Source organism: Flagellimonas alvinocaridis, from assembly GCF_965248585.1.
Classification (GTDB): domain Bacteria; phylum Bacteroidota; class Bacteroidia; order Flavobacteriales; family Flavobacteriaceae; genus Flagellimonas; species Flagellimonas alvinocaridis.
In genome coordinates this window covers 1,247,177-1,265,900 of the sequence record NZ_OZ252111.1, presented here as the reverse complement: position 1 = coordinate 1,265,900, position 18,724 = coordinate 1,247,177, and the positions used below count along the sequence as shown (strand labels likewise).

Sequence of the window (18,724 nt, the reverse complement as noted above, 5' to 3'; positions counted from 1 at the left end):
ATGAAAAATCCTAATCTTAAAAAAATACTGGAATTACTCAAATACTTGGTAATTTACTATCTATCGGCAAAAATGATTTGTTTTGCCATACCAAAAATCCTTTTCATGCAATTCAGGATGTTGCATTGGGAATCCTATACACCGCTTGTGGAAATTTCCAAACTAAAACATATGTGGTCGTTTTTCGGCAGATCGTACAATTACAATTTATTTATCGGTTTAGTAGAGTTTTTGATTGGGGGATTAATTCTGTTCAATCGAACCCGACTCATCGGATTGTTGCTCGCTTTGGGGCTTTGTATTAACATTTTGATCTTGAACATTGAGTTTGATGTTTATTTTGCAGTATGGCACATTGCTGAAGATTTAATCATCGTCTTGATTTTGTTGCTAGGTTATCGAAAGGATGTCTATAAATTCTTTATCGAACTCGGCGGTAGAATGAATAAACCAATGACCCAACCGAAAACTAAATTTTCCAGACTGTTCCCTTATTTCTTCCTTGTAACGTTGTCGGTTTCCTATTTTTTATTTTCATTCCACACAAAGTCAAAATATATCGTCGATGAGGATGTAACAGGTTCTTTCAAAATACAATCAATTAGAATAAATGATTCAATAATTGACCTAGGCAAAGGAAAGATTGGTAACGAACCCATGATGTTCATCGAGCACAATAACCAGTTTGTGCTATCTATTGAGGACACTCTTTATATGGGCAAGTATATATTGGACGATAAAAAGATTACAATATATCTTGATAGCCCTACGAATTTCGGGATGACATCGTTGATAGGTGGCTCATTTGACAATAATTCAATTAAGGGCAAAATCAATGAAAACCGCTCTTTAGACTTAATTTATGAAAGAATTGACGGGAAAAAAGATTACTTGAACGACCTTTACAAATAAGCACTATCCATGGGGTATAAAATGTACATGTTGATAATTGCCTATTTCTTTTCCAATTTGACATTTTGCCAAATCTACGGCACGGTGAGAGATGGGGCAAACGGTAACGCCATTCCTTATGTCAACGTTTGGTTGAAAAACAAACTTATTGGAGCAACGACAGGTAGTGATGGAAAATTCACAATAGAAAAAGCTAAAATTGGTGACACCTTACACATTTCCTGTTTGGGATATTCTACCATGGAAATGCCTGCCAACAAGGAAAATATAATTGTCTTGAAGCCAGAAATCCATGAATTGGACGAGGTAGTCGTAATTCCCATGGATAACACCAAGGAATCCTCAATAATATCTTTTGAAAAAATCAAAAAAAATAGAAATTGGTACAACAATGGACATTACTCTTTGGCCAGGTTTTACGATTATATAGAAGATTGCCAGAAGACCCCGTTTCTTGGTCAAATCAGTTTAATTACGCTTAACGCGAAAAAGGAAGATGTTGTTTTTCGCATAAGATTGGTGGAGGTTGGCCCTAATGGGGAGCCGTCCCAAAAGGGATTGACCGAAAACTTAATCCTTAAATCCAAAAACGGTATAAATGAGATAACAGTTGATTTGAAAAAAGAAAAAATTCTATTTCCCAAAAATGGTTTTTTCGTTATTGTAGATAGGCTTAATTTAAACGAAAATAAGAGTTTTAATAGAACATCCAAGATTGAAATACTTCAGCCTGCAATCGGCATGGAAAGAAAAGAACAAGAAAAAAATACTTGGTTTGGATATGGAGGTAGGTGGATTCCCCCATTGGAAATGAAAAACTTCCTTGGGAGTAATGGAAATATAGCTGTCAATATAAAACTGACAAATTAAATAATGTATAGTAACCGGCCATAAATCATTGCTCATCTCCTGAAATAAATTCGCTACTTTTAAGAAAACAAATCATCAACCCTCTTTCTTCAAAAGTTGGTTCACCTCATCCAAGAACTCCCCTTCTTCAAAAGGCAAAAGTTGTGTGACAAGTTCCAATGTCTTACGTATATCCTCTCCCGGCTGTTTTACGTGTGGTGGGGAATAAGGGTCTCCTTGGGTAGCCAAGATACAAACATTGATCAATGCTTCTATGGTATCAAAAAGATCCAAGTAGCCATCCAATAAAACAAAGGATGGTCTGAACTTACCTTTTTGTAGACTGGTAGGCTCCAGTACCTCCAACTTATATCTTGCGGATTCCATTAGTTTCTTCAATTCCTTTTTGCTCTTTTTCATAGCTGTCCCCTTATTTGTTGTTTTATTAAATCAGTCCTCTTCTTTGGCTTTCTTTTCTTCCCTATAAAATAGGTTCAAGTGGTCCATCAAAGCTTCTTCTCCTACCGGCATCAACCGATTGGCTATGGTCATGGCCTGATGGATGAATTCCTCTTCGTTCCTGTCCATTACATCGTCCGTGCCTAACTCTGGATTTATTGCCCTCATGGAAAGGTATATCAATGCGCGAACGGTCAACAATAGATCGGCATGACCGTCAAGGTAAAAGAATGTGGGTTGGAACTTGCCCTTGAACCATGGATGGGGAACCAATGTTGGGCTATGGTCGTTCCCGTGGAATCTTAAATCCTTTATGAGCTTTTCTTCGTTCGGGTTCATGGATTCATTTTTTGTTTTCCAGTTTCGATAGTTTTTCGTCCAGTTTGTCCATAAAGTACATTTGGCTATCTGGAAGAATGCTCAATACCAGTTCCAATACTTGGGTAACACTATCCTCTTTGGATGCATTTTTGTTATCAGGGGACAACATCATTCCCTCTCCATCAAGGGCGAAAACGCAGACTTCCAAAAGACTTATGATCTGCATCAAAAGATGGTTATTGTCCCTGACCTCAAAGGACACATAGTTACCCTTGGGGTCTATGGATTTTTTGTTCCCCAACAGTCCTGAAAGATTGTTCCTCAACTGTTGAATCTCTTCCAAGGTCTTTAGCTTTTTATTCTTCTTCATAGTATGCTATTTTGGATTCATGATTGTATTTTGGTTCCGAAAGCAGTTTGCTGATCTTATCAAGAAATCTCATCTCATCATGGGGTATCATATCCAATACATATCCAAGCACTTCACGTATATTATGCTCCGGTTCTGGAACCACCCTATTTGAAAGCAGATCGGATTCCATTGCCGTAATACATACTTTTATCAAATTGGAAATCATGAATGAAGAGTCCAAATAACCCTCTGTGGTGATGTCTATGGTCTTGTGTCCGTTAAAGGACATCAGAGTTATAAAGTGTTCTTCCTCCCAATCTTTCAGTTTTCCCCATAGGGATTCTTCAGGTTCATCCCCATTATTATAGGCTTCAGTTTGGGCTTCATCGGTGGAATCCTCCTCACCCTCAATCCTATGCTTACAATGGTCATAGTGCCTAATATAAACGGCTTGCACCTTTTCAATAAATTCCCTTAGTTCGGATTGGATGGTATGGGCCTGGGTCTTGTCAATCTCAAATTCATTGCCGTAACGTGCTACACTATAGGCGTGTTCCAACAGCAGCAGCAGTTCATTGTTGTCCAATTCCAAAGTTTTGGAAAACGGAATAATCGTTGGAAAGTAATGTTTGCAATAGTTGATATGGCTAATGATGCTATGGGTCACCTTGCTCCTTCCAATACACATCTGCTCTATGAAGCGGAATCCAAGCTCAAAGGCTTGGTGCATGTTGAAGGTGGCAATGGCATAGTCCCCTTCCTTTATTAGTATGTCAGCAATATTGGCGAAGGCTTTGACCTTCTTTATTTCCGAATCATAGAAGCGTGTAGTCCTTTTGATGATGTTGGTCAGGGTCATTTCAGGATAGTCCAAAAGGTTTGCCCCTTCGAGACGAGCATATACCGTAATCCCAAGGCAACAATGTTCCAAGAAATAGAGTGACCCACGCGAAAGACCTATCTCGGACTGTTCCTCGGTATAGACCCTGATCCTGAAATCAGGATGTTCTTTCCCCAGCTTTGACACCAATGATAGTATCTCCTTGGGGATTGGGTCATTATCGACATCTGTAAAGAGTGTAAGGATATGATAAGTGGAATCGCCCTCTATTTGTTTTCTTGATAAAAAGATCGCATCAATGGTGATCATGTTCAGGGTGTTGTCAATCAAATTGGAGAGTTCCTCCGCTCTTTCAAAGTTTTCAGGTATGTTTGTATGGTGTTCCATAGGTTCGTGATTTAAAAGGTTCAAGAATCACAGACCATATTAAGGCCACATTCCCAAGTACCCCACCATAAACACTTGTACTTTATTGAAACTGTTTTGTATTTTACAATCGGATTATTGTGGGAAACACCCTATATTTGAGATATGCAGACAAAGACCAAGAACAACCATATAGGCAGAAAAATCAGTAGGATAAGGGAACTCCGTGGAATGAAACAAGAAACCCTTGCCGAAGAATTGGGCATCAGCCAACAGGCCGTTTCCAACATTGAGAACAGTGAAAAGGTGGACGATGTTAAGTTGGAAGAGATTGCCAAGGCTCTTGGTGTGTCAAAAGAAAGTATCGAGAACTTTTCCGAAGATGCAATCTTCAACTACTTCAGTAATTTTTATGATAACAGTACTGGGCAAGTTTATAATAGCAATTGCACTTTCAACCCACTGGATAAGGTAGTTGAGCTTTATGAGCGTCTTGTTCAGGCTGAAAAAGATAAGGTTACCTACTTGGAAAAGCTATTGGACAAGAAATAGCCAAATTCTCTAAATCAAATATTCTTATAAAAGTCCTTTTAAAAGGCGAACGGAACACAGTGAAGTGCTGCAAGCGTCCCAAATTCTTACCCCCAACTTTTGCGCATGGATCCTATCGGGTTTTTGTAGTGTTCTGGTAGATAAGCGTGAAGCAAAAACACGATAGGGCGCAACCTACTTTTGGATCTCAGTAGCCCATGTCCTCGCCTGTGCCCCTTGCCTTATCAATGCCCCTTCCAAGTGCCTTGATGATCTTGGCAGCCATCTGCACTTTATTGGTTGGGATACTGGGAGCCTTTACTCCCATTGTCTTAAGGAGTTTAAAGGCCATGTCCTTTTCCTTGGTAGGTAGTCCCATCACTTTGGCAAAGAATTTCCCCGGTTCCTTGGCATGGGCCTTTCTCCCAACATAGGATTCCACATAGTTCCTTTTGAAGCCCGTTGTCCTGTCAAAGGTCTTCTCCGCTGCTTGGTAAAAACTGTCCCTATCAAATCCTCTCTTGACCGTCTTTCCGTTCAGTTCTACTTCCGAAGCCTTGTGCTTTGCCATTGGGGAAAGCGTATAGGTGTTGGTCACATCCCTTCTGCTCACTATGATATGGATATGGGTCTGTGGCCCTTCTTTCTGCATCCCTGCGGCCACCAATTGTCCGTTCTGTTTGTGCGGGGCCAACCTTGTTTGCTCAGTTATCCTTTTTTCAAGCTCCTTGACATTCCCGATGGATTCGCCCCGTTCCACTTTCCGTATCTCGTTCCTGAGCCTTGCTATCTCCCCTCGGTATGGAGCATTCTCCTGGACCTGTTTGTCTGTGCCCCGATAGGTGCGCTCATGTTCGATTTTGGCATAATACTTTAAATTCTCCGCCTTTACTTCTTGGTTCCTATGGAAACTCTTGGCATAGTCCTCCATGAGTTTCCTGGTGTATTCCCTGAGTATGTTTGGATCATTTCCAATTGCCTGTAATTCCCTTTTATTGGGGCTGACCACTATGGAATAGAATTTCGGGTCTTTCTGCCTCAGTTTGGCCGTATTGGCATCTATTTCATCGATGACCGTTTGAGGGCTTACGCTGTCGTTCTCTTGGTCAAAGAACTCCTCCCTGAGTTCGGGCGACCTATCCTCGTTTTCCTTTTCCAGATAGTCCACATAGTTCCCCACACTGGAGTTGTAGGTACTGCCCATTTTCTGTGCTGAGATGGTAAGGTACATGAGCGTTATTTTAATCGATGTTTCAGGCTTTCAAAATCCCCGATGCCCATATTGATCTTTAGATATGGCTTTCCCATCATCGGCTCCACTTTCTCCACATTGTTGAGGATTTCATTGCAGTGCTTTTTATATCTATTGAATTCTTGCAGCATTCTATCGTGCTCTGTTTTCGGAACGGTGTTTCTTGGCTCCAGAAAATCCTTTCGCTCTTCCTGTAACTTAACGGGTTCACGTTTAGGTTTCCTACCATCCTTTACATAGGTCTCGTAAAGAATCAACATCATTTCATAGGTGGGCCGGATACTGGTCTTTTCCATGTTCTTGATAATGGCGATGAGCCTATCGAATTTCTTCATCATCTTCACCTCCAATTTTTTTATACTGTCAAGAATTATCTTTGTTCCCTCCCCAAATGGGTCAAGGTTGTTCTCATTGAAGTAATGTATCATCCCGTCCAATACCTCACTATGCGATTTGTTGAACCTTTTGGAATAACTGCGAAAGCGTATGGCCGTTTCCTTCTTTACGGTGATATTGGAATAACCGCCTGTCCCTTTCTTTGTATTACCGTTTGTTGATTTCTTTTCCATGGGCCGTATTTTATTTTTTAGTGAAATTGCGTCAATTTTTTCGTCAAAAATTTCCAGTGTTTACAGGGCTTCCCAAAGGGTTTACTGTAGATTTCGGAAAAGTCTACTGAAGCCCCTGATTTTGCACAGTATTCCAAAATCCGTTCAATCAACTGGTTTTCAACTTGTTGAAGACCCGAAAACAACCGTGATGGCGCAATTTGCGCATCACCCTCTTGCTATTCCCTTCGTCCCGCAAGCGGGACCAATGAATACAGCATGATTGAAAATCAGCTGCCCAATAAATATTCTTTGGTTTGTACGGACTTTTGGAAAGTCAAATCATATAATTATTGCCGTACTGTTGTGTTCAAAGACACTTTTAAAGATAACCAATTTTATCCATTTCTTGTTTATACTTCACTTATAGAGATTTTTTCTAAAATGAGAGTTTGTTTGACAATTGAATGTGCCTATGTAGCAAAATTCAAATCCGATAAACATTGTTATTATTCGTCTTAGGTAACTAGTTTTTGTACAAATTGACTCAGTTCAGTTCCCAATTTTTTAGTCCAAATGTCCACCAAGGTAACTTCTTCATTTCCATGATTTAAAACCAATCTAAATCCTGAATTAAATTTATCGTAATTTCTTGATTTAGTTTTTATGCTACGAATTGAATTGAAGGAAATATTTCGTCTCTTGGTTTTCATAATGTTATTCCGAAAATAATCTTGCGGTTCGATTATAACCAATCTTTTTTCAAGATCAATAATGACATTATTATTAGCTACGATTTTTTGGACTCGTTTATAAAAGGTTACAATAAACCATACCGTTGCAATTCCGATTAGATAAAAATTCGTCGATTTCGGTAATTGTTTATTGGTAATTACAATAGTTATAATAATTGGAACAATAACCACTATAAAAAGATTCCCAATCAAATTCATTTTATCAAATCCCTTGTTTACAAGAGTTACCAGGCCGCTTTCTTGTTCCAACTTGGGGTCATTATACTGATTCCGATTTACAGAGAAGTATTTTATAAAACTGTCTTTTTCTAGGTTCATTTAAATTGATGCCAACGTATAGTATATGAAAGGTAGGCGGTTTTGATGCACCAAACTTTCGGTTGAGAACAAAGTTTGATACGAGCCAAAAGCCCTTATTTTACTAATAATTCCGCCTATTTTTTTATACATTATTATCCACAGGTTTTCTTATTTTTCTATCGAAGTTTCCCATCCGTCATAATCACCATTTAGTTCTTGGGCTTTTTCCCATAGTTCTAAAGTGTACTCGTCAATTTCGTCATATCCAACTTTGTCAACTCTTGAAATAGAAATGACAAATTTATACTCATTGGGCTGTTCGGTTTTACCTTTATTTTTCGTTTCAAACCCTAAACCGTTCGTAAAACTCTCAAATTGGTCGAGTTCATTTTGTGTCTTAAAATAAATCCAATGGAAAACTTCTCTTGATTGGGTCAAGTTGTCTCCACCTTTTTCAAGTTGTTCAAGAACACGTCTGTTTTGAATTACTTGCATTTGTCTTGGCAAAGGATATAAAAAATCAAAATATCCACTCCATTCTTTATCTGGTTTATGCCCAAAATCAAATTCGTACTTTGAAAATGCTGTCATTGTCGAGGAAACTTGTTTTTCCATAAGAATCGTGTTTTCTCCGAAAAAGTAAAGGTCTCTAAATCCGTCTGAGGTCAAGCGACCCGCAAAAGTGTAATTGAGTTTATTACCCTCAAATGCTTTTATTATTTCATCTTCGATTTTCCATAAGTCGTCAGCATCATCATTACTTGAAAGTCCATCTTCTCTTGGATTTGGCATTTTAATCGAAACATAGACAACATTATCCTGACCACTTACTGGTGCAATGTTGATTAAGTTCAAGTCGGTCGCTATAGAACTCAATTTGTCATTTACGTTTGAAAAGTAAAAAGTCCAATCTGGCTGGTAGTCAGATTTCTTTTCTGTCTGTCCGAATAATTTACTTAAAAATCCCATTATCAGTATTACGGTCAATATTTTTCGCATTTGCTTTTTTCAACTTGTGGGTAACTAGGTTATATGAATGTAAAATACATCTATATACTCCTAAATTCGAATAAAATCGATGAATTTGATTAATTCTTACTGGAGAGCTTTACTTGCCTTCCATTTTTTTAACCAATATCATCATATCTTCACCGACTTTTTTTTCCAAGACCCTTGCATAAATTTGGGTGGTGGTTAGTTTAGTATGTCCCAACATCTTTGAGACGGTTTCTATAGGCACTCCATTGGACAAGGTTACCGTTGTTGCAAAAGTGTGCCTTGCAGTATGGAATGTCACTTTCTTGTAAATCTTACAGGCTTTACAGATTTCCTTTAGGTAATAATTGACCTTTTGATTGCTGTAAACAGGTAGTAGGACTTTCATCACTTTTCTTTCAGGCGAGTCTTCATATTTCTTGATGATCTCCATTGCCTGTGGAAGTAAGGGGATTTTAAGTTTTTCGTCCGTCTTTATCCTTTTGGTAAACAACCATTCATTGCCATCTATTCCTTTAAGTAGGTGGTCTGGGGTCAATGCCCTCACATCGATATAGGATAGGCCAGTATAGCACGAGAAGAGAAACACATCCTTGCATTTCTCAACTCCATCTTTTGTGAACGTGGTCTCTTCTATCAATTTCAATTCCCGTTTTGTCAAATATTCCCGTTCGGTTTTCTCAAAACGCAGTTTATAGTTTTCAAAAGGGTCTTTTGTTATCCAATCCAACCGAACGGCCAACCTTGACATTTTCTTAAGCCGTTCCATGTGTTTCATGGCTCCGTTATTGGTGCATTTGGTTCGTGTAGATGGTCTGTACTTTCTTAGGTACTGCTCAAAGTCCGATATAAAACGATAATTCAATTTTTTGAGTTTTATATCCTCTAGCCCATATTCTTCTTTTAAAAATAGGCCCACGCATCGTTCTGTGATGTGGTAGTTCTTTCTGGTTCCCGGACGTAAAGAAGTATGCATGGTTCCATTGTGGTAGGCAATCAATTGTTTCAATGTTTTTCCGCCCTCATCTTCCCCAAAAAATCTTGCTTTGATAGATAGTGGAGTGATTACTTTTTCTTCTGCCATCAATAGCCTATGGGCCTCATGTAAGCCTGTATAAATTTGGTCCAGATACTTGTTAAGGGAGATGACATAATTGGAAAATCCCTTGCCCCTTTTACGGCTATTGTCCCATAAATTGGTTTTGATTTCCCGATTTATGCTAAAATCGGTGCGCTCACCATCGATGGTGATCCTGCAATAGACAATCCGGTTATCGGATTGTACCTTGTGCTTTCTTGTAAAGAAATTGATTGTTAAACGATTGTTTTTCTGCATGTTGCAACCTTTTAGAGTGTTAATACTGTGAAAGTCAAAACACAAGAAAAATGGTTCTAAAAGTCATTTAAAGTTACAACAAGAACTGTAAGTGTTTGCTCCCGATGGGAACACGCTTGATATGATTTTAGATGGTTTTAAATGAATTCAAACGATATGCTTAAAAACACAAAACACTGAAAATCATAAGATTAACAGTGTTTTGATTTTACTTGAAAAGGTTAAGTCGGGATGACTGGATTCGAACCAGCGACCACACGCACCCCATGCGTGTACGCTACCAGACTGCGCCACATCCCGAAAACGGAATGCAAAAATATAAATTTTACAGATATTACCTTGCCAATTCCTGAAATTAAAAAAGAAAAACACCTCTATTCCAAATAGGAATACGAAAACATCGCACAAGTATCTGAACCTTAGCCCAGAACTGTACATGTAATTGTTTAGCCCTTTCTATCTATATAAGGTAAAATGTCCTACAAAGCGTTGTTTCTCCCTGTCGTTGGCGTTTACTACATACCAGTAATCCCCTGTGGGAAGGGGTTTACCCTCGTAGTTTCCATCCCATTTCTTCACTTGGTCCAAATGAGCCACTACCCTACCGTATCGGTCGTATATAATGACCTCAATATTTGGGAAAAATTCACGGTTTCCAGGATACCAGTAATCATTTAGATTATCGCCATCCGGTGTAAAGAAATCCGGCATTTCAGGCATTCCTTCAAAATCAAAAGGCATTACCAGGTTTGCCACGCACCCCCGCTCATCACGTACCATAATATTGATGTTGGCATCAACACTGATGTTGAAAATGTTGGTTTCACCGTACGATTCTCCTTGAAAGAAATATTCGTATCCTCCAAAACCACCCGTTGCCATGGCCGTTACCTCATTGGGACCTGTCTTAATTGCTTCCAAGGTTAGAGGTTCGTAAGCTTCAACTTCAAACTCCACAAAGGTTACACATCCATTTTGGTGATAAATGAATACTGTGTGCTCTCCCGCGGGGAGGTCACCAAAAGTACGCTGCTCGGTAGCCAAGGAAATATCATCCACGTCCAAGGCAAATAGTAATTGCGGAACTTGGGAGTTATCTGCAATATTGATACGAACAGTGCTATTCGGGAAAATACCGTCGCAACCATACGCTACCACAGGTTCAGCTTCTATTTCTATCCCAATGCCTATATCTGCCACAACATTGGTCTGGCATCCATTGGCATCCCTAACAAATATTACGTATGTCTCGCCTCCTGCCAGATTATCAAAAAATAAGCTGTCATTCTGGACAAAATCGGCGTCATCCGCAGAATTCACACTCGTGTAGTATGGGGCCGTTCCTCCGGTAACTCCCAAAGTCAAGGTACCATCATTATCGCCAAGACAGACTTCCGGGGTAGTGGAAACAACACTTGCCACCAGTTCGGCCGGCTGAGTGATTTCTACTGTTCTGGTGATAGTACAGCCCAAATCATCCTGAATAATAATATCATAGGTTCTAGGAGCAAGATCATTAAAAGTTTTCCTGTTCGGATTATTTGGATCATCTCCTTCAAAGAATTCACTCAAGGTATCAGAAATGGAATATCTAATGGCTCCTGTACCACCACTGGCCTCAATTATGATCTGTCCATTGGCGTCTCCGGCACAGACTACGGGAACTGCCTCCAAATACTCCAATACCAAAGGTGGTTTTGGCTCAATAACTATGGGGTCCGATATGGCCTCACATCCCCCACTCTGTGCATATACATAATACGTTCCGGGGTTCAACTCCCTAAAAATACCGGAGCTTTGAGCTGGACGAACAATAGTGGCCGCGGTTATGGGAAGGGTGTTGGAGTTTACCAAGGTATAAATATAACTTCCAATACCACCAAAGGCTTCCGAGCGTATAATTCCAGTTGCCTCACCTGCACAATTGATTGTGGCGTTGGTCAAATCCAATGCAATCACCAAAGGTGCGGCTGGGTCCAAAGAAATTTGGTTGGACTTTTCAAACGGACATCCATTTGAATTTTGGACATCATACTGGAAAGGTCCTGGATCAATAGTAATATCTTCTGCAATTTCCACACTTGTCATCCCTGCACCAAAGGGCACGAATGGGTCCGTTGTTCCCGCTCTACGGTAGAAATAGTCCACTCCAGGTTCAGGATTGGTCACCGTTAATTCCATTCTACCCAAATCCCCACAACCGGGAGGTTGTAATTCCACAAGCTCAGCCACAACAATTTCTGGGTCTTCCACGCTTATCAAATCTGTGGTAAAGCTACAGTTCCACCCATCAAAAATGGTAATTCTGTAATCACCAGCAGATAGGTTTGCAAAAGTTGGTGTGGTCTGGAGTCCACTGTTGGTGCCATCTGTAATCCTGTTCAATTGATAGAGGTAATTTCCTGGGCCTTGACCTCCTGCAATGGCAAATGCTTGGATAATTCCATTGTTGTCATTGTTACATGCCAAAGGTTGTACCACCTCGATATTTGCAGAAATTGGAATTGGCAATGGTAGATTGATATCCCGAGTTGCCTCGCACCCCCTTACATCCCTAACATTTACCGTATAGGTGTCTGTGGAAAGGTTTTCAAAAACAGGATTGGTATTGGGGAAATCCACCAAAATGGTTCCATCCGAAGCCACCAATTGATACTGATAGGTTCCCCATCCACCATCTCCGGCCGCCGTAATCTCACCCAAACCGGGAACATTACAGGTCACAGGCGAGGTTTGCACCGCATCCACCGTAAGTGCCCTATCCGGTGAGCGAACCGTGGTTACGTTACTGATCACATCACAGAAAGGGGAATCCAAGGCTTCAATATGCACCACCAAGTTTCCAGCGGGCACATCGATGATCAATTCTGGTGAGTTGATGGGTACATTGGTATCAAAACTACCGGTAACCCCTGTCGAAGTTTCCACACCGGCATTATCCCTTGTGAACACTTCGTAGTTGTATTGTCCGCTATAATTATTGATTTCCAAACTGATGATCCCATCGCTACCATTGAAACAAGTAACTGGTTGCACTTCGGCAATCAAAGCTTCCATGGTATTGTACTCTGGCATATTCACTGTTGTTGTGAGATAGGTACATCCACCGCTGCCCACATCGGTCACCGCAAAAATATAGTCGCCCGGGTTGGCAATATCCCATGTAACCCTATCGGTTCCACCAGAGCTTCTTGCGGGTTCTGAACCCAATGGAAGAATTTCCACCTCATAGTTTCCAGGCCCTTCATTAATGATAATGTCAATAGTACCCGGATTCACACCTGTTCCGGAAACATCACAGGTAATTGGATTTACATTATAACTGAACGTGATATCCGTGGGACTGTTAATGGTTACGGTTGATGTATCCTCGCACCCGTTTTGGTCTCGAACTGTCAATGTAATAGTCTGGTTGGTTCCATTGTCAATGACTTCAAATGTATTACTGGTCTGGAAGTTGGTACCATCAAACTGAGGAGTACCATCGTTCATACTATAGGTGTATGGGCCAGTTCCCGTGGCAGTTCCCGTTCCATCCCCGTTGGTGTCGGTAAAAATGGTAATGGTGGCCGTGCTAAATTGATTGCTGGATGGATTACAGCTGAACTCGGTATTTATGGCATTGGATTCCAACAAAGAGGGCTCATCTATGATGATGTTTCCTGATCTATCGGTACAGCCTCTATCGGATACCACCTCAACCTGATAGGTATTTGGAGGTAGGTCATCAAAGATGGGCGAACCTTGGGGGCCGGCAAAAATCGTGGAACCGGAACCTACGTAAAGGATATAACTTAATGGGGTATCGGTATCACTTCCGGGTTGCAATTCCACAGAAATGGTACCATTATCCGCTCCATTACAGGTAACATCACTGTTTGGAGTGGCTGTGATCACTGGAGTGTTCACGGTGGACACGTTGACTATGGCCTCATCAGAACACAACGGCGTGGTGTTGGAACTCAAATCGGTTACCAAAATATTGTAATCTCCCGGCAAAACGTTGTTGAACACATTGGTATACTGCGCAGGACCTATATTGGCCAAGGTACCCGCATCTCGCAATTGATACTCAAAATTACCACTACCTCCCGTAGTGTTCACCGTAATGACCCCATCTCCTGCATTACAGGTAGGGAACGAAGTAGCATCTGCCGAAATCGCAAAGAAATCGAATACTTCTGCGGTCACGGTATTGGTACAACCATTGCCATCCCTTACAGTAATCACATAACTGCCGGGGTTGGGCACTGTAAAAGTGGTACCAGTTTGAAATCCACTACCAATATCATACTGGAAGGTGTTTTCTGGTTCGGGGCCTGAAGTCAATGGAGATACCATATGAATCTGATAGCCGCTGGTGGCCGTACACTGGTTGACCACATCAATGACCGGAGTGGGCACACCTGCTTCTTGGGTTACCGATAATGTGGTAAAAGCGGTACAACCATTGGCATCCTGCACATAAAAATCGTAATTGGAAGGATAAGGCCCTGCTATTTCAAAAGTCGTATTCGAAGAGAAAACTGCAGGTGCCGCAGCTCCTGAAGGCACATAGGCATAATTGAATGGGGCCGTACCTCCAAAACCTCGAACTGTGACCAAGGCACCTGCATTACAGGTAGCCTCCACAAAATTATCAATGGTAATGGACGGTGAACTAAAATCAATGAACACCAAAGTACTTCCCGTACATCCGGTATCGGTATCATTAACGATAATTTGATAATTACCTGGCGCCAATCCCGTAAAAGTATCCGAAAACGGAAGGGTTTCATTGGTAAATGCTGTGGGGCCAGAAAGTGTGACTCCGGTATCCGTATTTTGAAGGGTTACCGTAAAATTGGCCGGATTGGCAGGTAATCCCGAAACTTCATAGTTGATGGACCCGCTCCCTGCCACATTACACGATGCTGTTGTAGATGTTGCTGTTACAGTAACTGGGCTAGGAGCTGTTATGGGATCTATTTCTTCAATGTAAATACATCCCAAGGCATCCCTGACTTCCACAAAATACGTTACGCCAAAGGTCACTATGGCCGAGAAATCATGAATATCCACACCATTTACATTGGCAGGCACAAATGGGCCTCCCCCAACAAGCCTAAATTCATAAGGGGCGGTGCCTCCCACAGCTTGTACCCTATACGAAAGGAAAGGGTCTGTACAATTCAACGGAGCTGCATCCAAAGGTATCAAATCCAGGGTGTTTTGGTCCAAGACCACTTGATCCCGATCTTCACAACCTTGGGCATCTGTGGTTACAATGGTATAATCCCCAGCAGGAAGATTGGGAAAGTTTACCGTTGTACTTCCCGTTCCCATGGAAGAGGCCACTAGATTTCCAGCCACATCCAACAGTACATAATCAAAAGGAGCTACGCCATTGTTTATGGTTGTGGAAATGGAACCGTTAACCGATCCCGTCGAACACACAGGGTCTGTGGGGGTAACCGTGGCATCCAATGGAACACTGGCCCCAATGGTTACATCGTAGGCTGGGCTTACACAGCCTCTACTATCACGAATTACAAATCCACCGTGGGTTCCAGGACCATATCCAGAGAAAATATTTTGTGTGCTAAAGGTAGCCCCGTTATCATTACTGAATTCATATGGAGGTATTCCTTGGCTTGTATCCGGAATCAGTTCTACAATACCGCTTGTGTTATCACCACATTGGGTATCTGTACCCATTACAGAGCCTGCAATGGTCTCTGGAGGCGAAATCGTGACCACATTGGTTTCGTTGGTACAGCCGTTGGCATCTGTAATCAAAAATTGATAGGTGGTATCTGAAACAATAGAGCCATCATTGGGAATGCTGTATACAAAAGAATTTCCTGTAATATTATTGTTGTCCGAAGTATACGGTGCCCCATTTATACTCACCTCATATATATCGTAATTTCCTCCAGAGGTATATCCATTACTGATATTCACCTGAATCTGGGCAGGTGGTCCGGCACAGTCCAGTTCTTGGATTGTAGTGGCATTGGCAACTACCTGTGGCTCTATGGTTTCGGTAACGGTATCCCTACAATCGTTGGCATCTCTAACATCGATGGTATAGGTTCCCGGGGTAAGCCCAGAAAAAATGTTGCTTGCTCCCCAAGCCCCTCCATTAATTCGATATTGATACGGAGCAGCCCCTAAAGTAGCGTTCACCGCCAAGGTAGCTGCTGTAAAATTGTCATAACAAAAATCTGAAGCACCCGCATCCAAAGTCAAAGTAGGTGCATCCAAACTTGTTAAAGTAAAACTATCTGTAATTGTACAGCCATTGGCATCGGTCACGCTTACCTGATATGTGCCGTCTTGGGAAAGATTGGAAAAAGTGCTTCCATTTTTAGGCCCTCTGGTTGAACCATCCGGCTGGGTAAGCGTATAACGGTTACCACCCCACCCTCCTGCGGTGTTGATTCGAACAGCCCCAATATTTCCATTTTGACAACTCATGTCGGTAACATCCAAACTGGAAATGGCAAAGGCTGTTGAAGGCTCTTCTATCACCAAAGTTGCCGTATCGGTACAATTAGTCTCTTCATCAGTCACGGAAATCACATAACTTCCTGCGGATAGCCCTGTTAAAGGAATGATGCTTCCATTTTGTCCAGTAAAGACTGTTCCTCCATCAATACTGTAACTGTAAGTGCTATTGAATCCATCCACTAAAAACCGTCCTTCCCCATCCGAATCCCCAACACAGGTAACCACCTTAGTTTGCTGAGCCGTTACCCCTATGGAACTAATATCGGTGATGGCATAATTTTCATTATATGAGCAACCTTCATTGTCGGTCACCCTAAAGGTATAGGTCCCCAATCCCAATCCAGCAAAGGTGTCATTGTTTCCATTATTGACCATACTTGCCGCTGGTGCAATAATTTCATAGGTATATGGGCCTGTTCCTCCCGTAACCGTAAGTTGCACAGAAGCCGTGGTAGTGATACAATCCAAACTTGAAATGGCAAAATCCAGATTGGTAGGTTTATTCAAGGCATTGAAAACAATATCTGGTAGTGCTTGCACACATCCATTGGCGTCCCTTACCAGCGGGGTGTAGGTACCCACCCCCAAGCTTGGGAAAACAGGGTTTGCGCTAAAGCCGGCCCCCACGCTGTATTCGTAAGGTGCCGTTCCTCCAGAAACCCCTGAAATAGTAATCTGCCCCCCATTTTCATTGGTACAGGTAGGCATAGAGTTCGGGGTGGCCGTGGCCGTAATGGTTGAAGGTGTCCCAATGGTCGCCACTTGTGGTGTCGTGGTACAGGTAAAAGAATCCTGTTCGTACCGTAGTACAACATCATAGTTGCCTGGAGCCAAATTGGAGAACACATTGCTTATTTGAAAACTGGCTCCGTTATTGATGCTATATTCAATTTCATAACCAAACCCATTGGTAACATTGATGGTTATTCTACCATCATTGGCGCCACCACAATTGGCATCTTCCTCGGTAATGTTGAAAATTGGTGGTGGAATATCGGGAACATCAACAGATGCACTCCGTTGGCAACCGTTGGCATCCTCTACCAAAATATTGTATGTGTTCGGGGTCGATACGGTAAAACTCGTACTACCGGTATAGGTTGAGCCAAAAGGCCCACCATCCACACTAAAACGATACGGCGCCGTACCCCCTGATGTGGTCAAGTTCACATTTACCGAAGTGGCCCCACAACCAAAACTATCCGATGCCGTGGCCGATACCGCCAACGGACTAATCCCATTTCCTATAGTAATGCTTCCTCCCGATGTATCCGTTGTGATGATTTCGGAGCAATTATTGGTTTCCACTCGGATACTATAGGTTCCTGGGCTTACATTGGCAAATGTATAGGCATCGGCTGCATTGGGACCAAAGGTATCTACGGTAACTCCATTCTTTATCAATCGATATGTATAAAATCCCGGGACACCGGATACTTGAACGTCTATGCTTCCGAGTTCTCCACTACATAGAATATCATTGGCGGTAACATCTACCGAAATATCCAAATCATTAACCGTAAGAACATTGGATGGAAATACACAAGCACTCGCAGAAACATTTTTCAGCCTTACATATACCCTGTAACTTCCCGATGTGGTAATATCAAAAAACGGAGCATCTTGATAGGGTCCAGCAGGAGTGTTCAAACTGTATTCGTATCCGGCGGGCACATTGGTCACCTCCACCCTACCCGGATTGCCACAAATGATATCTTCTTTAATCAGTTGGGGGTTCAAAGGGTTAAGTGTCGATTTAAAATAATAGTATTGCCCAGAACCTATTCGCACCCTAAACTCACCTGCCGTAGATAAATTATAAGTAGGGTTTACGCCTACCGTATTCCAAGTACAGGCACCATTGATTGTGGGGCAATTGTCCACCACAGTTGGCGCACAGGTATTGGGATCTAGTTTTTGCCATTCATAACTTCCACCAGATTGACTAAGTGTAAGCGTTCTAACATCACTGGTACCACATAAGAAAAATTTGGCCAGTGTGCTGCCGTCATTGGGACAAGTTACTTCTTCATTGGCCCCTTGGATAATGGTCGCGAACATAGGTGCACTTGCCGCACCGAAAGATGTTTCCATGTTCTTTACTGGGGCATTCACGGTGGCAACCGTTGCCTCTTTCTGCCCAGCCGAATTGGAAACCGAGGATACTATATGGGTAAGTATCCTTTTGACTTCTGTCTTTGCTAATACCGTGGAACTTATTATGGATATGGACACCACCAACACGGCATATAGCAGATGCCTTGTTTTTTGAGGGAGCATAGGTTAAGTCTTGTTAGGACAGAATATTTAGATTTGGGACCTTAATATTCTAAATCGTAGTTATCTATACTTATAAAAATCTCTTTATCTTGTCAACAATCAACTACAAAAAAGTAGCCGTTTATCTATAAAAT

The 18,724-nt window shown here is 41.6% G+C and carries 13 protein-coding genes and 1 tRNA gene; 3 read left to right on the top strand and 11 right to left on the bottom strand.

The annotated features are described in order from the left end of the window. Complete coding sequence (locus ACP14V_RS05770; RefSeq protein ID WP_272609722.1) at nt 1–912, top strand: hypothetical protein; 912 nt, start codon at nt 1–3, stop codon at nt 910–912. A 9-nt stretch (nt 913–921) separates the two neighbouring features. Continuing rightward, nucleotides 922–1,782 carry a carboxypeptidase-like regulatory domain-containing protein gene (locus ACP14V_RS05765; RefSeq protein WP_272609721.1) on the top strand — a complete coding sequence of 287 codons (861 nt, stop codon included), beginning with the start codon at nt 922–924 and terminating at the stop codon, nt 1,780–1,782. Between the two features lie 75 nt (nt 1,783–1,857). On the opposite strand, the gene ACP14V_RS05760 is transcribed toward ACP14V_RS05765, so the two are convergent. Genes ACP14V_RS05760 through ACP14V_RS05745 form a run of 4 tightly spaced genes read right to left on the bottom strand, consistent with a single transcriptional unit; the run spans nt 1,858 to nt 4,121 of the window. Further along, the gene (locus tag ACP14V_RS05760) at nt 1,858–2,181 is read right to left on the bottom strand and encodes a hypothetical protein (RefSeq protein ID WP_272609720.1); all 324 of its coding nucleotides are present in this window, start codon (nt 2,179–2,181) and stop codon (nt 1,858–1,860) included. Between the two features lie 30 nt (nt 2,182–2,211). Then, complete coding sequence (locus ACP14V_RS05755; protein ID WP_272609719.1) at nt 2,212–2,559, bottom strand: hypothetical protein; 348 nt, start codon at nt 2,557–2,559, stop codon at nt 2,212–2,214. A gap of 4 nt (nt 2,560–2,563) precedes the next feature. Continuing rightward, entirely contained in the window at nt 2,564–2,911 is a 348-nt protein-coding gene (locus ACP14V_RS05750; RefSeq protein WP_272609718.1) for a hypothetical protein, read from the bottom strand. Further along, nucleotides 2,898–4,121, bottom strand: coding sequence for a HEPN domain-containing protein (locus tag ACP14V_RS05745; protein ID WP_272609717.1), 1,224 nt, complete (start codon nt 4,119–4,121; stop codon nt 2,898–2,900). Before ACP14V_RS05745 ends, ACP14V_RS05750 begins: the two co-directional genes overlap by 14 nt. 144 nt (nt 4,122–4,265) lie before the next feature. Here ACP14V_RS05745 and ACP14V_RS05740 point away from each other — a divergent pair, with 144 nt between their 5' ends. Then, nucleotides 4,266–4,652, top strand: a complete 387-nt coding sequence (locus ACP14V_RS05740; RefSeq protein WP_272609716.1) for a helix-turn-helix domain-containing protein — start codon at nt 4,266–4,268, stop codon at nt 4,650–4,652. 187 nt (nt 4,653–4,839) lie between these two features. Here ACP14V_RS05740 and mobB read toward each other — a convergent pair whose 3' ends face one another. The 7 genes from mobB to ACP14V_RS05705 all read right to left on the bottom strand — a co-directional run bounded on the left by mobB (nt 4,840) and on the right by ACP14V_RS05705 (nt 18,590). Then, a complete protein-coding gene (gene mobB / locus ACP14V_RS05735) occupies nt 4,840–5,862 on the bottom strand; it encodes a MobB family relaxase (protein WP_272609715.1) in 1,023 nt (340 codons plus the stop codon). A gap of 5 nt (nt 5,863–5,867) precedes the next feature. Further along, a complete protein-coding gene (locus ACP14V_RS05730; RefSeq protein ID WP_272609714.1) occupies nt 5,868–6,452 on the bottom strand; it encodes a BfmA/BtgA family mobilization protein in 585 nt (194 codons plus the stop codon). A 497-nt stretch (nt 6,453–6,949) separates the two neighbouring features. Next, a complete protein-coding gene (locus tag ACP14V_RS05725) occupies nt 6,950–7,504 on the bottom strand; it encodes a hypothetical protein (RefSeq protein ID WP_272609713.1) in 555 nt (184 codons plus the stop codon). Nucleotides 7,505–7,654: 150 nt separating this feature from the next. Further along, on the bottom strand, nt 7,655–8,485 hold the full coding sequence (locus ACP14V_RS05720) for a DUF695 domain-containing protein (protein ID WP_272609712.1): 831 nt from the start codon (nt 8,483–8,485) through the stop codon (nt 7,655–7,657). 109 nt (nt 8,486–8,594) lie between these two features. Further along, nucleotides 8,595–9,818, bottom strand: coding sequence for a site-specific integrase (locus ACP14V_RS05715; RefSeq protein WP_272609711.1), 1,224 nt, complete (start codon nt 9,816–9,818; stop codon nt 8,595–8,597). 226 nt (nt 9,819–10,044) lie between these two features. Continuing rightward, nucleotides 10,045–10,118 (bottom strand) — tRNA-Pro (locus tag ACP14V_RS05710). Nucleotides 10,119–10,274: 156 nt separating this feature from the next. Beyond that, nucleotides 10,275–18,590 carry a T9SS type B sorting domain-containing protein gene (locus ACP14V_RS05705; protein ID WP_272609710.1) on the bottom strand — a complete coding sequence of 2,772 codons (8,316 nt, stop codon included), beginning with the start codon at nt 18,588–18,590 and terminating at the stop codon, nt 10,275–10,277. Nucleotides 18,591–18,724 lie beyond the last annotated feature (134 nt).